The organism is Hamadaea tsunoensis DSM 44101 (assembly GCF_000428945.1).
Taxonomy (GTDB): Bacteria; Actinomycetota; Actinomycetes; order Mycobacteriales; family Micromonosporaceae; genus Hamadaea; species Hamadaea tsunoensis.
Genome location: NZ_AUAX01000002.1, coordinates 1 through 13,601 on the forward strand (window position 1 = coordinate 1; position 13,601 = coordinate 13,601).

The 13,601-nt window shown below is 71.6% G+C and carries 15 protein-coding genes; 10 read left to right on the forward strand and 5 right to left on the reverse strand.

All coding sequences use genetic code 11. From position 1 onward, the window contains the following. Window positions 1-414: non-reducing end alpha-L-arabinofuranosidase family hydrolase (locus G401_RS42955; protein WP_034590608.1), on the forward strand; the 414-nt coding region annotated here is incomplete at its 5' end. A 70-nt stretch (window positions 415-484) separates the two neighbouring features. On the opposite strand, the gene G401_RS0102660 is transcribed toward G401_RS42955, so the two are convergent. Continuing rightward, window positions 485-1,714, reverse strand: coding sequence for a PP2C family protein-serine/threonine phosphatase (locus G401_RS0102660; RefSeq protein ID WP_051366045.1), 1,230 nt, complete (start codon window positions 1,712-1,714; stop codon window positions 485-487). Between the two features lie 285 nt (window positions 1,715-1,999). Here G401_RS0102660 and G401_RS0102670 point away from each other — a divergent pair, with 285 nt between their 5' ends. The 6 genes from G401_RS0102670 (at window position 2,000) to amaP (ending at window position 4,591) form a co-directional block, all read left to right on the forward strand. Continuing rightward, window positions 2,000-2,458 (forward strand): Asp23/Gls24 family envelope stress response protein, encoded by a 459-nt coding sequence (locus G401_RS0102670; protein WP_027341295.1) that lies wholly within the window; start codon window positions 2,000-2,002, stop codon window positions 2,456-2,458. Beyond that, window positions 2,458-2,829: a hypothetical protein gene (locus tag G401_RS42960; protein WP_034590609.1), complete on the forward strand. Its 372-nt coding sequence runs from the start codon at window positions 2,458-2,460 to the stop codon at window positions 2,827-2,829. Before G401_RS0102670 ends, G401_RS42960 begins: the two co-directional genes overlap by 1 nt. Continuing rightward, on the forward strand, window positions 2,826-3,014 hold the full coding sequence (locus G401_RS0102680) for a DUF2273 domain-containing protein (protein WP_027341296.1): 189 nt from the start codon (window positions 2,826-2,828) through the stop codon (window positions 3,012-3,014). The genes G401_RS42960 and G401_RS0102680 overlap by 4 nt, the downstream gene beginning before the upstream one ends. Further along, window positions 3,011-3,421: an Asp23/Gls24 family envelope stress response protein gene (locus G401_RS0102685; protein ID WP_027341297.1), complete on the forward strand. Its 411-nt coding sequence runs from the start codon at window positions 3,011-3,013 to the stop codon at window positions 3,419-3,421. Before G401_RS0102680 ends, G401_RS0102685 begins: the two co-directional genes overlap by 4 nt. A 64-nt stretch (window positions 3,422-3,485) precedes the next feature. Then, window positions 3,486-4,019: a DUF6286 domain-containing protein gene (locus tag G401_RS0102690; protein WP_027341298.1), complete on the forward strand. Its 534-nt coding sequence runs from the start codon at window positions 3,486-3,488 to the stop codon at window positions 4,017-4,019. After that, window positions 4,019-4,591, forward strand: a complete 573-nt coding sequence (gene amaP / locus G401_RS42965; RefSeq protein WP_034590610.1) for an alkaline shock response membrane anchor protein AmaP — start codon at window positions 4,019-4,021, stop codon at window positions 4,589-4,591. Before G401_RS0102690 ends, amaP begins: the two co-directional genes overlap by 1 nt. Window positions 4,592-4,702: 111 nt before the next feature. On the opposite strand, the gene G401_RS57015 is transcribed toward amaP, so the two are convergent. From G401_RS57015 to pnuC, 4 genes are all read right to left on the reverse strand, one after another. Beyond that, on the reverse strand, window positions 4,703-4,924 hold the full coding sequence (locus G401_RS57015; protein ID WP_211240655.1) for a hypothetical protein: 222 nt from the start codon (window positions 4,922-4,924) through the stop codon (window positions 4,703-4,705). A gap of 91 nt (window positions 4,925-5,015) precedes the next feature. Beyond that, on the reverse strand, window positions 5,016-5,255 hold the full coding sequence (locus G401_RS57020; RefSeq protein ID WP_211240656.1) for a hypothetical protein: 240 nt from the start codon (window positions 5,253-5,255) through the stop codon (window positions 5,016-5,018). A gap of 67 nt (window positions 5,256-5,322) precedes the next feature. Further along, window positions 5,323-6,462: an AAA family ATPase gene (locus tag G401_RS42975; protein ID WP_245601587.1), complete on the reverse strand. Its 1,140-nt coding sequence runs from the start codon at window positions 6,460-6,462 to the stop codon at window positions 5,323-5,325. Between the two features lies 1 nt (window position 6,463). Next, window positions 6,464-7,084 (reverse strand): nicotinamide riboside transporter PnuC, encoded by a 621-nt coding sequence (gene pnuC / locus G401_RS0102710; RefSeq protein ID WP_027341299.1) that lies wholly within the window; start codon window positions 7,082-7,084, stop codon window positions 6,464-6,466. 114 nt (window positions 7,085-7,198) lie between these two features. Between pnuC and G401_RS0102715 the strand changes: the two genes are divergently transcribed. The 3 genes from G401_RS0102715 to G401_RS42980 all read left to right on the forward strand — a co-directional run bounded on the left by G401_RS0102715 (window position 7,199) and on the right by G401_RS42980 (window position 13,590). Next, window positions 7,199-7,795: a hypothetical protein gene (locus tag G401_RS0102715; protein WP_027341300.1), complete on the forward strand. Its 597-nt coding sequence runs from the start codon at window positions 7,199-7,201 to the stop codon at window positions 7,793-7,795. 198 nt (window positions 7,796-7,993) lie between these two features. Next, the gene (locus G401_RS0102720) at window positions 7,994-8,860 is read left to right on the forward strand and encodes a DUF4132 domain-containing protein (protein ID WP_027341301.1); all 867 of its coding nucleotides are present in this window, start codon (window positions 7,994-7,996) and stop codon (window positions 8,858-8,860) included. Then, entirely contained in the window at window positions 8,857-13,590 is a 4,734-nt protein-coding gene (locus tag G401_RS42980; protein WP_034590611.1) for a hypothetical protein, read from the forward strand. The genes G401_RS0102720 and G401_RS42980 overlap by 4 nt, the downstream gene beginning before the upstream one ends. Window positions 13,591-13,601: the final 11 nt, after the last annotated feature.

Sequence of the window (13,601 nt, forward strand, 5' to 3'; positions counted from 1 at the left end):
AACTTCCCCGGCAGCTTCGGCTCCTCCTACACCACCGTCCTGAGCGACTCGACCAACAACCTGTTCGAAGCCGTCCAGGTCTACAAAGTCCAGGGACAGAACCAATACCTCATGATCGTCGAAGCCATCGGCAGCCAGGGCCGCTACTTCCGCTCCTTCACCGCCACCAGCCTCAACGGATCCTGGACACCACAAGCCGCCAGCGAAAGCAACCCCTTCGCCGGCAAGAACAACAGCGGCGCCGGCTGGACCAACGACATCAGCCACGGTGACCTCGTCCGCAGCAACCCCGACCAGACCATGACCGTGGACCCCTGCAACCTGCAACTGCTCTACCAGGGCAAGTCCCCCAGCGCCGGCGGCCCCTACGACCAGCTGCCGTGGCGGCCGGGCCTGCTGACACTTCAGCGATAGCGGTACGAGCTCGCTCGACGGGGCCGCGACGTACGGTCGCGGTCCCGTCGTCCGCGAGGAGGCGACTGCGTCACGGCAACGCGTCTTCGACGGCGCGGGCCGACCATTCACAGACCACGATGGTCGAGTCGTCGTCGGGCGGCCCGCCGTGGAAGTCGACCACGCCCTGGTTCAACCGCCGTGCGGTCTCCGGCACCGTCTGCCCATCGGCCGCCAGCGCCCGCGCCGAGGCGATCAATCGCTCCACCGTATAGAACTGCCCGTCCGCGTCGCGTACGTCGACAGCGCCGTCGGTATAGAAAAGCAGCCGGTCGCCGTCCTGCAGCTGGTGTTCGCCGGGCCATGCGGTGTCGGGCGCCATGGCCAGTGGCAGTCGGCGGCCGCCCGAGAGAAGGGTCGTGCCGCCGTCCGCGCCGAGGACCACCACGGGCGGATGACCCGCGTTGACATAGGTCACCTGCCCGCTCGTCAGATCCATGCGGAGCATGACGGCAGTCACGTAGGTGGTGGTGCCGAACTGCGCGGTCAGTTCCGCCTCGGCATCGTGAGCCATCTCGGTGAGGCTGGCGCCGTTGCGCCGCGCGGCGCGGGTCGCGGACAGGGCCACCGCCACGGCAAGGCCGGCTTCCAGCCCGTGCCCGACCGCGTCGAACACCCCCACGTAGGCGATGTCGTCGTCGAGGGCGTAGTCGTAGGCGTCGCCTCCGATCGCGTACGCGGGCCGCATGCTCGCCGAGAGGATCCACCTGTCGGCGGTGAAGGTGGAAGGCGGCAGCAACTGGCGGAGCAGCACGGATTTGACGGTCATCGGCCGGCTGCTGCGGGTCTGGTGCAGCCGGTCGCCGTAGGGCAGTTTGGCCGCGATCAGATGTCCCAGAAGGTTGGCGAACTGCACGACCGGGCCCCCGTGGTGGAACGCCTCGTCCGGGTCCGAGACCTCGGTCGCGACCCGCAGGACGCCGAGCCGCTCAGCGCTGTCCATGAGGGGTATCCAGGTCACCGCGGGCTGCTCAGGGTCGGTCTGCGGTTGTCCATTCTGGAATGTGAGCCCCGCGAGGCTGCCTTCCACCGGCTGCGAGTCGCCGTCATGGATGCCCGTTCCGGTCAGCTCCCGAAGATGGTACTGCTCATAGTCAACCAGGTAGATTGTGAAGTCGCGGGCGAGGCCCGCGGTCACCGCCCGCAAAAGCTGCGGCAGTTCGTCGGGCGAGGTCAGATTCGCCTCGCGCAGCAGATCCAGGATCGCTTCGTACCATTGTTCGGACCGAGACAGCACGGTCAGTCCAGCCGGATCGAGCACCGAGGCGATCTCATGGTTCCCACAGTAGGCCTCCGAGTGGCTGTCGGCCGGGGATGCCGCCGTGAGTGCCGGCGACCGGATCCTCGGCGGTGAGGACGGGATCCTCGAAACAGACGATGGCACGCAGGCCACCACGCCCGGGGACATAGCGACGCCCTTGCGGCGGAGGCACCCCCCGACCGCCACCGCGATCTCCTCCGATGGACTCTGACCTGCGCAAACTCTCGGTTGAACTGGCGAGAACGGGGTAATCGTGCCGTGGCTCGAAGTGAAGGAGGGCTGGCCATGACACAAACTCTGGAACAGAGCGCGGGACAGGCGCCAGAGAAGAGCAGGTCGCCGGGGCTCGACCGGCTTACCACCGACGTGGGCAAGATCAGCGTGGCGCAGGGCGTGGTGCAGAAGATCGCCGGTATGGCCTGCCGCGAAGTAGCGGGCGTCCACTCGATGGGTACCGGATCGACCCGTGCCTTCGCCGCGATCCGCGAACGTATCCCCGGCAGCGCGGGACCCAGCGTCTCGCAGGGGGTCAGCGTCGAGGTAGGCGACACACAGGCGGCGGTCGACCTCGACATCGTGGTCGACTACGGCGCGAGCATCTCCGACCTGGGACACAGCGTGCAGCGCAACGTGAAGCAGTCCGTGGAGCGGATGACCGGGCTCGAAGTGGTCGAGGTCAACGTCAACGTCGACGATGTGCACATGCCCGACGAAGATCAGTCCACACCGTCTCGGGTGACGTGATGGCGGCGGCCGCGCCGCTGCCGGCGACCGCCGAGACCGTCGACGTGGACGCGATCGCCGCCGCGGTACGCGCGTGTCCGGGAGTCGCCGATCTGGACGCGGGCCATCCCGCTGAGCTGGCGACGTATCTCCCGGGGCGGCGGGTGGCCGGAGTGCGGGTCGCCGACGCCACCGTGGAGGTGCAGGTCCGCGCCCAGTGGGGCAGGCCGCTGCCGGAGATCGCCGGCGAGGTGCAGGTCGCGGTCGCGCCCCTGGCCGGGGGACGCCGGGTCGATGTGCTGATCGCCGACGTCGTGGACATCTCGACGCCCGCGAGCGCCGCCTGGACAGACGGCGTGGAACCGCCCGTGAGGGGAAGTGGAGAACAATGAACCGGACCACTGTCGGCGCCGCGATCGGGTTGATCCTGGGACTCGTCGTGGTCCTGGTCGGCTTCTGGCAGATGCTGGTCGTCGCCCTGTTCACCGTCATCGGCTGGGCCGTCGCGAAGGTCGTCAGCGGAGAGCTGGACCTCGGCGACCTGAACCTCAGCCTCCAGCGACGGAGTCCGCGGTGAGCGTCGCGGAGCCCGCGGCCGTCTCCGTGGCCGATCTGCCGCTCGGCCGCATCCACATGGCGGACGGCGCGGTCGCGAAACTCGCCGCGTACATCGCCGGTGAGGTACCCGAGGTGGGAGGGCCCGCCCGGGGCCTCGGCAGGCTGCCCGTCGGCGGCCTCACGAGCATGGGCAAGGCCGACCTGGACCAGCGGCCCACCGTGTCGGCTCACGTCGACGGCGGCCATGTCGCCGTCGACGTGGTCGCGAGCGTCCGATGGCCGGCGTCGGTCGCTCTGACGACCGAGCGGCTTCGGCAGCATCTACGGGATCGGCTCGCGGAACTGACCGGTCTTCAGGTCGACGAGGTACGCGTCGACATCACGAATCTCATCACGGCGCCGGCCCGGTCGGCCCGGGTCGCTTGACGAAAGCCCGGTCCTCGAAAGCCCGGCCCACGAAAGCCCGGTCCGCGAACGAAGGAAGCGATCGATGAGGAGAATTGTCAACCGGCTGCTGGGCGTGGTTCTCGCCCTCGCCCTCGTGGCAGGTGCAGCGGTCGTCATCGTGGAAGTGGTCGGTGTGCTTGTCGGCGCCCGCCCGGTGCTCGTCGACTGGCCGGCGGCTCTGGACTGGGCTCGGCGTACGCGATGGGATGCCGGCGTCGTGCGGACCGCAGGTGCGGCGATCCTCCTCGTGGGCCTGGCTTTGACCGTGTTCGAACTGTGGCCGTCGCGGGCGGGTCGCCTGCCGGTCGACAGTGATGAACCGGGCCTGGAGGCGGCCGTTACGCGTCGCGGGGTACAGCAGGAGGTCAGGGCGGCGGTCGCCGAGGTGGACGGGGCGTCGCCGAGGCATGTGTCGGTGCGCCCCGGCCGGATTCGAGTGCGGATCGCCTCGCGCATCGCCGGGCAGGAACCGCAAGGTCTGCGGGACGCCGTTCTGGCATCGGTCGGTTCGCACCTGGATCGGCTCCACCTTCGCCGCCGGCCGAGCCTCGCGGTCAGTGTCGAGAGGAGATCCTGATGCATGCCGATCGTACGAGTCGTGTCGTCCTCCTGCTGCTCGGGCTGCTGATGGTGGCGGCCGGGCTCGCGGCGACGCTGGCGTCCTCCGGCGTGTACGGCAATGCCTGGGCGGCCCGGACCCTGACGGGAAACCCCGTCGGTACCTACGCCGGCGCCCAGGGCCGATGGCTGTGGCCGGTGGTAGGCGTCGTCGCCCTGGCGATACTCGTGCTCGCCCTGCGCTGGCTCGTCGCCATCCTGTTCGGCACCGACCGCGTCCGTGATCTGGCCTTCCCGACCGGGAGCCGGGACCGTGTCGTCCTGGCGGCGTCGGCGGTGAGTGAGGCGGTCGCGGCTGAGGTGGAAGGCTACCGTGGCGTGCGGACCGCGCGCGCCCGGCTGGTCGGATCCGACGAGCACCCGGAGCTCGCGCTACGGGTCGAGACCGACATCGACGCCGATCTCGCCGCCGTCCGCGAACGGATCGAACACGATGCCGTCGCGCATGCCCGCCAGGCCCTCGACCGGCCAGAGCTGCCGGTACGCCTTGACCTGGAGACCAAAGCGCAGCCGGGCCGCCGGGTCCTGTGACCCGCCGCGCGCACATGTCCGCTGCCTGAGTTCTGGTCGTGGCGCTGTGACAGCGCGTCCAGGGCGTGGCCCCGCGCCTGACGGTGGGTCCTCACGGACAGGCTGTAGGTCTCAGCACGCGACATTCCACTCCCAGGGCAGATCCCCGTCGCAGGCAGCGCAGACGAAGTCATCTCCCTTGACGATGTTGACCTGGCCGCAGTCCGGGCAGCGGCGGAACTCGAAAGCCGCGGTGAAGCCTCCCGGATGCGCCAGTCCCGCCCGTTCGCACGCGGCGGCCACGGCGGGCCACGAAGCGGGCTCGGGGCAGTATCCGGTCGACTGATTGCTCACCGCGACGACTGTCCAGCGCCCGTCCTCCCAGGCAAAGTCGATCTCTCCGGCGCTGAGTACGGCATGACCGGCCGCGCAGGCGACGTGCTCGCTACGCCTGGGCGCCCACCCGCAGATCGCCGGCCTCGTCGACCACGAACGTCTGCGGCCCGCTGCGATCCGCCTGCGCCAGGGCCGCCAGCCACGCGGTCAGATCGTCCACCGACGCGATCAACCGCCCGCGCTCCCCCGGCGTGATCGCGGCAAGCACGTCCGCCGGGCCGGCGTACGCGTACGGCCTCGGATTCTGCGCCGCGCACATTGCCGCCTCCAGGTCCTTCCAGTAGTGCATGACCGCCAGCGTGGCCCCGTCATGCCTCACCGACCCGGCACGTGGTACGCGACCGGGGCGCCGGTCTTCATCTCGTCGGGGAAGTCCTCGAACAGGAAGGGCTGTTCGCCAATTCCTTCTCTTGGTCGGTCCGGCTCGGCGGTACGAGCGGATCGGCGAGGCTCCAACCCTGCCTGATCAGCTCGTCGCAGGCCGAGAGCGCCACGGCCAGCCGCGCCTCGGGTGCCCCGCTCACCTCGACGAACGGCAGCCCCCGCGTACGCAGTTCGGACCGGAACCGCTCGTTCATCCACGTGCGCAGGTGTTCCCCGTCGCGCAGCCCGTCGTCCTCGAAGGGCACGTCCTTATCGTCGGTGAGCAGGTACAGCGCCGGCCGACGGGCGGCTGCGCGGACCGCCGGAGAGGTCGAGCCGAGATACCGTTCCTCCCAGATCGCGGTGGCCCACGAGTCGGTGTCGCAGACGAGTATCGGCGACCCCGTACGCGCCGCCGCGTCCTCGGCCGCGTTCTGCGCCTCGGCGACCTCGACGAAGTCGTCCCGATCCCAGGTCACGTCGAAGACGGTCGCCTCCGGGTCACGCGTACGCAATGCGGCCAGTTTCCGCTCGGTGAGCTCACGCCCGTACTCGGGCACCCAGCCCGTGGCCGACCAGACTCCGCCTCGATCTCGCAGTGCCGCGGCCAGCGCCCGGGACAGCGTCGTCGTGCCGGTCGACTCCGCGCCGACCACGACGATCCGCCGGGTGAACCAGGCCCGCACCGGAGGCGCGAGCATGTCCCAATACGCCACCGGATCCATGCGTACGGCGGTTCCCGACACCGGGGCGGCGGCCCGGCGGGGATCGACGGCGACATGCTGTGCGCCGAAGCGCCGCGCCAATTCCTCCCCGTACGCCTCCGAGCTGAAGACGGCATCCACGTCCGCGTCCAGAACGGACTGGAACACCGCGCAGTGGGCGTCCCACACCTCGGGGTCGGCGTAGTCGATCGGATGGTCGTCGATGACGCCGGCGACGCGTACACCGTCCGTATCGGCGTGCACCTCGCGCAGCCAGTCCAGCCGCACAGCGAGCGGGATCGACTCCCGGCTCGACGGCGCCACCACGACCGTGACCCGCTCGCACGCGGCGGCCGCCACCCGGATCAGATGATGATGTCCCGCATGGGGCGGATAGAACTTCCCGACGACCAGCCCGTGCCGGTACACCTCACACCGCCACGGCCGGCACTCGCGGCTCCCGCTGCCACGTGCGCAGGCCCAGCACACACAGCGCCAGGAAGCCCGCGTACAGGATCGAGGTCAACCACAGGCCCTTGTACGCGTAGAGCGGTATGTAGACGACGTCGGCGGCGATCCACAACCACCAGTTCTCGAGCAGCTTGCGAGCCTGGCCATAGGTAGCCAGCAACGACAACGCCGTTGTCAGCGCATCCGGGACCGGCACCGTGGAGGACGTGAACCGGTCGAGGAAGACTGCCAGCCCGGCGGTGAGCACGACTCCCGTCCCCGCCAACGCCAGCCACTCCCCGCGCGTCGTACGCCGAACCGGCATCGCGTCGCGTACGGAACCGTGCGCTGCCCACTGCCACCATCCGTATGCGCCGAGCACCACGTACAGGACCTGCAGTCCGGCATCCGCGTAGAGCCCCGCGTACGCGAACACCACCATGAGCAGCAGCACGTTGAGGATGCCGACCGGCCAGTTGGCAATGTGCTGGCGTACGACGAGCCACACGCACAGCGCCCCGGTCGCGAACCCGAGCAGCTCACCCCATGTGGTCGGAGTACCGAAGAGGGTGAAGGCGGCCGAGGTCAGCCAGGCGAGCATGAGGTCCTCCCGTGATCAGGTCGGCACACCCTACTCTGCCGTTCCATGCCGTGCGCGCCGTCTCCACGAGGTAGCCGCCGCCACCGAACGGGACGGCAGCCTATCGTGTCTGGCATGGACGGGGCTGAACTATGGTTCGACCGGGCGGACAAGCTGGCGACACTGGGAGGTCATGAGGCGGAGGCCGAGCGCCTTCTCCGCGACGCGATCGCCGCCGGTCATGAACCCGCGTTGGCACGGTTGGCCGATTTCCTGTGGTACGAAAGCGGTCGCGACGAGCAGACCGTCTTCACGGAGGTGGCGGAGCTGCTCTCGCGGGCAGTGGACAAGGCGGTGCCGGGCGCGGCCAACGCCTTCGCCAACGTCCTGGTCGACATGGAGCAGGACGAGCGCGCGGAAGCCATGTACCGGCGGGCGATCTCCGCCGGTGATCGGGCGGCGGCAACCAACCTCGCGGCTCTGCTGCATGGACGCGGCGACGACCGCGCCGCCTATGACGTCCTGGTCCCGGCCGCGAAGGGTGGCGACGACTTTGCTTATCAGATCCTCGGCATGAACCTGAGCCCGACCGATCCGGTGTGGGCCGACATCACCGAGGCCTGGTCGGCGGCGCGGGCGACCGACGACCCACCGTCGGTGTTCTGTCATAGGCCTGGCGCCTGGGCTCTCGATCTGACCGACAAACCGGGTGAGACCCAGGCCTCTGCGTGATCAAGCGGATTTCCAGGCTCTCCGGCAGCTTGCGTGGGCGATCTGGTGGCGGACTCGCACCGCTCCCATGATCGAGGTGGGTTTCCGCCTCGATCATGCAGGTGGTTGCGCCTTTCCCGTTTCATCGGGACCGACCCGGCGCGGAATGTCGGCCGCCGGTGGCACAATCCGCCTCACGTTTTCGACGAGGGGATGGCGATGGGCTGGCTGCCGGCGGGTGCCGACTACGAGATAACCCTGGACAAGGGCAAAGTCGTCGCGCGGAATGCGCAGGGCAAGGCGCTGCGGAGCCTGCCCAAGGCGCTCAAGGAGCACGAGTCCGTCGCCGGGCTGCGCCAGGTCGCCGAGTGGCTGGCCCGGCATGAGGCGTCCTGCCGGGCCGAGGCCGAGCAGTGGATGATCCGTTCGCTGCCGGTGCCGGTGAGTGTGCTGGCGCAGGTGTGGGCTGACGAGTCGTGGCGGTCGGTGCTGCGCGACCTGGTCGTCGTGCCGGTACGCGACGGTGCCTGGGATCTGGCCGCCGCCGGTCTGCTGCGCGACGCCGACGAGGCGAAAGGCTTGGGTGTCGTGGACCTCGACGGGGAGTCGGCGTTCATCACCACCGAGACGGTCGCGATCCCCCATCCGGTACGCCTGCCGGACCTCGACGATCTGCGCGAGTTCGCCGCCGACCTGGGCGTGGAGCAGGGCACGTTGCAGCTGTTCCGGGAGGTCTGGCGCAAACCGGAGGGCGAGGCGGAGCAGCGCCGCGAGCTGTCCCGCTACGCGCAGGGGCACTTCAAGGAGCTGCGGCACGTGCAGAGCCGGGCCGGCGCGCAGGGCTACCGGGTCCAGGGCGGCACGGCGGTGTGCCGGATCTGGGAGGAGGGCGCCGTCGTGGTGGCGTCGGTGTGGATCGGCGAGGGCGATCCGAGCTATGAGACGGAGACCGGCGACCTGACGTTCGCCGACGCTGCCGGGGAGAGCGTGCCGGCTGCCGGCGTACCGCCGGTCGCGTGGTCGGAAGGTCTGCGGATGGCCGCCGCGCTGTACGCCGGCCGCGTGGTCGAGGAGGAGGCGCGATGAGCGAGGTGCTGCTGGACGCCGGGGCGATCCTGCCGGGCGGGACCCGGGCCACCGCGACGGACACGGTGACGGCGCGCGCGTACCGGCATCCGGTGCTGGACGGGCGGACGGTCGTGCGGCTGGTCGGTGCGGCCGTCGGCCCGGCCGAGGACCTGACGATGGAGTTCCTCGGGTTCGCCCCGGCCGCCGCGCCGGTGCCGGTCGGCGTCGCCCGCCGTCAGGCGCTCGGTTTCCCGGCCTGGGCGCTGGTGCACGATCCGGCCAACGGGCGGCACGCGCTGGCGCTGGTCAAGGAGATGGAGAAGCTGGCCCGGGTGGCGCGGTCCAAGCCGGGCAACGCCCGCGACGGCTACGAGGAGCTGGCCGGGCGGCTGGGCGCGGCGGCTCCGCAGTTCCTGCCGACGTTCTGGGAGCAGGCGGGGCGCGCGTTCGTGGCGGCCGACAACCAGCGGATGGCGGGCTCGTGCTTCACCGACGCCCGCCGGGCCGAGCAGGTGCACGGTCTGGTGATCGACGAGGAGCGCGTACGCGATGTGCATCTGGAGTTCGCGTTCGCCGGTGCGCTGACCGCCACGATGCTCGGCGAGTACGCGCGCGGCGTGTCCGACCGCCGGCCGGCCGCGGAGGCGTACCAGCTGGTGAAGACGTTGGCGTTGCGCCGGGTGGCGGGCGGTCTGGCCCCGCACGCGTCGATGGCCGCCGACCTGGCGCGGCTGGCGAAGGCCGCCGGGCTGGACGCCGAGAAGGAGGCCGACGCGGTCGTCGGCCAGCTGCTGGGCTATCCGGCGATGGGCCGCGCGCATCCGTCGGTCTGGAAGTCCTATCGCAGGAGCCTGGTGCGGCTGGGCAAGCGCGATGCGGAGGTCCGGGGCCGGCTGCTGGCCATCGTCCCGGAGCCGCCGGGCTGGCGTACCGACATGACGGACGAGTGGCTGGAACTGCTGGAGGCCTGCGGTGCCGCCGCCGATCTGGTCGCGCCCGCCGGGCCGGGATCGGCGAGCCGCTGGCTGGAGCGGATGCTGAGCGGGCGGCGGGTCGCGCGGGCCGGCCACCGCAACGTCCTCATGGTGTCCCTTGTGGAGCGTATGGCGCCGCGGCTGATCGCCGAGGGCGGCGTCGAACTCGCCGCGAACCCGTGGGGTGTCGACCTCGACATCCTCGACGTGTGCCTGGCCGCCGGCGTACCGGTGCGGATCGGCAGTCCGCACAACAATTCCGCGCCGGAGTTCAACGTCGCCTCGTGGGCGATCGACACCCGGCCGGGCCGCCGCGACCTGGCCCCGATCGCCGCCGATCCGGTGTGGCGGCCCGCGTTGGCGCGCGGCGTACGCGCCGCGATCTCACGGATGCGCGACGGGCGGGCGCTGACGAGTCCGGCGCTCGCCGACAGCACCCTGCGCGAGGCGTTCGGTGCGCCGGGGGTCCAGTCGGTCCTCATCGGACTGATCGAGGAGCAGACGACCCGGGCGGGCGGCAGTACCGTCGTCGAACTGGACCACGACCTGACCGAGCTGGCCGCGCTGTGGTCCCCGGCCGGCATGGCGCTCGCCCCGGCGGCGTTCCGGCGGCTGATGGACATCGACGTGCCCGCCGTCCTGGCCCGGTCGCTGCGGGCCGGGCTGCCGGCCGAGCTGGGCTGGCCCGGGTACGAGGAGGTCGCCCGGCCGAAGAAGTCGCTGCGGGTCGGCGAGAGCTGGCCGGAACTCGTGCTGCACGACGAGCACTCGGCGCACGTCGTCGCGCCGGACGGTCAGGCGTCCGAGCACGTGTTCCGCTACCCGCCGAACGGGCATCCGCAGGCCCGGGCGGGGTACTCGTCGACCAGCTGCTGGCTCGTCGACGGTGAGCTGCGGGTGGGCTGGTCGGCGTACGTCGACAACGTCTTCTACTGGGCGTCGCGGCCCGACGAGCGGATCGAGGGCGATCCTCAGCCGCCGTCGGAGGGCTGGGGTGTGCGGAGTCTGCCGCTTGCGGTCGCGGGTGGCGGCGTCACCACCGGCGGGCGGCCGATGCACGCCGGGGACAGCCGACGCCCCGGCGATACCCGCTACCCCGTCGTCAGTGACGGGCAGGCGTTCTGGCGGTGCGAGTTCGTCCGCGACTCCGACGTGTACCACTGGCGGTGGCGGGAGTTCGATCCGCGTACCGGTGAGGCGGGGCGGATCAGTGAGCCGTCGTTCTTCGCCGCGGCCACGTCCGGGCAGGTGCCCGGGACCGCGGTGGTCCCCGAGTCGTGCGAGCTGCGGCCCGCTCCGGCCGAGTTCGCCGGTTCGCCGCTGGGCTGGCGCGACGGGCTGGTCGGCTGGCGGGTGGTCCGCACCGCCGACGGTACGCAGATCGGCGAGGGCCTCGACGGGCGCCGGGTCGAGTGGCGGCCGGACGTCCGGCGGCCCGGCATCGCCGAGTTCCTGGTCGGCGCGCTGATGCTGCCCGGCGCCACGGCCCCGCTGCCGTTGACCCGCGTACGCGGCTACGGCCAGCAGAGTGTTCGGCTGTGGACGGCCGACGGCCGGTTCGTGCTGGCCGAGCCGAGCGAGCCGACCTCGACGCTGCCGCCGCTGGACTGGTGGCATGCGCTGCGCCCGCGCGACGAGGCGGGTTCGGCGGCCCTGCGCGCCCTCGACGAGGTCACCGCGGCGGCGCTGATGGCCGTCGACGACGAGGTCACCGGGACGGAGAAGGTCAAGGCGGCGGTGGCGGCGACGGTCGCGGCCCACCTGCCGGCCGTGACGGACGCGGTGCTGCGTGACCGGATCGTCGAGGTGGTGTCGCGCGCGGTGCGGCTGCGCCGCCGGATCGCCACGGTCGCCGCGCATCTGGAGGCGGTCCCGCGGCCGGCGCCGGCCGTGGCGACGGTGTCGGACGAGGCGCTGCGCCTGGCGTGGGACGGCCTGACCGACGGGCACCGCGGTTACTACCACAGCGGCCAGTCCGGCGCCCGGTATCAGACACTGGAGCAGATCTCGCAGGTCGCCGAGGTGCTCGCGGGCGCCACTCGTCCGGCGATCCCGGGCGTGTCCGCCGCGTGGACGCAACTGCTGGCGGGGCTGGGCGCGGTGGCGATGCGGGCCGCGGCCCCGTCGACCACCGACGCCGACCGGACGGCGCTGGCGGCGCTGCTCGCCGAGGTCGCCGGGACGCCCCTGTCCGGCGACGGGCCGCCGCTGCGGGTGCTGGAGCTGATCCATTCCCGGACGGCCGAGCATCCGATCGAGGTGACCCGCGACGGCGACCGGATCACGGTCATGTTCCCGGTCGAGCAGCGGTACGTGGCCAACGGCAGCCACTGGCGGCGCTCCGCCCTGCAGGTCTCGCCGGACGGAACGTTCGCGGTCCCCGAGGGCTTCACGGTCGCCGCGGAGGCCCGGGTCTCCACGCGGCACGGCGGCGCCCGGCTGCGGGAGTTCTGCGCCCTGCTCGCCGAGCGCGGTCCGGCCCCGTGGCGGCCCGCCGCGGCCGAGCAGTTGGCGGCGGCCACCGGCATGACGCGCGCCGAGGCGATCCTGCTGCTGGCCGGCCTGCCCGGGATCGCCATGTGGGAGGCCAACTTCCTCACCGCCGAGCAGCGCGGCGTCCTCGGCATCACCGCCACGCACGCCAAGGTCGCCCGCGCTTCCCTGCAGGAGCTGACGCCCCAGCAGCGGGTCCGGCTGCTCGACGCGGCGCTGCCCGTCGAACCCGCCGACCTGTGGGAGCACGGACCGGATGTGGACGCGGTCGCGCAGGCCTGGATCAAGGTGCGCGGGCGGCGGGTCGTGATCCCCGAGGACCTCGTCGCGGACCTGGCCCGCGTCGTCGACAAGGCCAAGGTCACGGCGCTGCTGCAGGCGATCACCGCGCCGTCGGACGGTGATCTGCTGTCCACGGACGGCCGCAGCACGTCGCGCGCCTACTACGAGCTTGTCACCAGGTCCGACACGGGCGAGGCCTTCGACGGGCCGTGGCTGTGCGCCGCCGCGATCGCCCTGCCTTGGCTGGCGTACCGGTTGAGCTGGGATGATCCGCTGCGGGCCGCGCTCGCCCCGGCCCTTGCCCTGGTACGCGCGCGGCTGCGCAATCCGGATCTGCTGGTCGGCCACGGCGTGCACGATCCCGATGAGCGACCGGACATCGGCCCGGCGCTGGTGGACGGGCACGCGACCGGTTACTACGCGTCGCATCACGTCGCCCCGGCCCAGCTGACCGGCCCCGACGATCCGGCCCTCGGCTTCATCGACGAACAGAACGGGACCGCGCTGCGGGTCGTGCTGTCCGGCTGGATCGACGACGTCGTGTCCACACCGGACGGTGCTCACGGCGACCCGCACGATCCGGCCGTCAGCGCGCCCGGTCTCGTCACCCAGGTACGCGAGCGGTTCGGGCTCGACGATGCGGCCGCCGCGTACTATCTGCAGCTTCTGGCCCTGCCGGATCCGACCGACAAGGCGGTGCTGGCCTGGAACGGCTGGAAGCCGGCGCAGTTGAAGGCCGCGCAGGCGGCGCTGGCGGCGGCCGACCTGGTGGTGGCGGCCAAGCGCGAGCGGGCGGGGCGGCCGGTGTTCCTGCCGGGCGGCTGGCAGCCGGCCAAGGCGCCGCGGCATCCGGTGGAGGCGTGGAAGCAGCCGTTCTACCTGGACGCCGCCCAGGCGCAGCTGGTGACGCTGCCGCTGCCGCGCCTGTTCACCGCGGCGTGGGACCGGGTCGTCGCCGGTGACGTGCCGCGTTACCTCGATCTGGCGAGCAAGCCGTGACCGCCCAACCG

Excerpts from the sequence above, each read along its gene's own strand:
- G401_RS42960 (WP_034590609.1), top strand. The coding sequence starts at position 2,458 with ATGGCGGCGGCCGCGCCGCTGCCGGCGACCGCCGAGACCGTCGACGTG.
- G401_RS0102690 (WP_027341298.1), top strand. The coding sequence starts at position 3,486 with ATGAGGAGAATTGTCAACCGGCTGCTGGGCGTGGTTCTCGCCCTCGCC.
- amaP (WP_034590610.1), top strand. The coding sequence starts at position 4,019 with ATGCATGCCGATCGTACGAGTCGTGTCGTCCTCCTGCTGCTCGGGCTG.
- G401_RS0102720 (WP_027341301.1), top strand. The coding sequence starts at position 7,994 with ATGGGCTGGCTGCCGGCGGGTGCCGACTACGAGATAACCCTGGACAAG.
- G401_RS0102670 (WP_027341295.1), top strand. The coding sequence starts at position 2,000 with ATGACACAAACTCTGGAACAGAGCGCGGGACAGGCGCCAGAGAAGAGC.
- pnuC (WP_027341299.1), bottom strand. The coding sequence starts at position 7,084 with ATGCTCGCCTGGCTGACCTCGGCCGCCTTCACCCTCTTCGGTACTCCG.
- G401_RS0102680 (WP_027341296.1), top strand. The coding sequence starts at position 2,826 with ATGAACCGGACCACTGTCGGCGCCGCGATCGGGTTGATCCTGGGACTC.
- G401_RS57020 (WP_211240656.1), bottom strand. The coding sequence starts at position 5,255 with ATGCACTACTGGAAGGACCTGGAGGCGGCAATGTGCGCGGCGCAGAAT.
- G401_RS42980 (WP_034590611.1), top strand. The coding sequence starts at position 8,857 with ATGAGCGAGGTGCTGCTGGACGCCGGGGCGATCCTGCCGGGCGGGACC.
- G401_RS0102715 (WP_027341300.1), top strand. The coding sequence starts at position 7,199 with ATGGACGGGGCTGAACTATGGTTCGACCGGGCGGACAAGCTGGCGACA.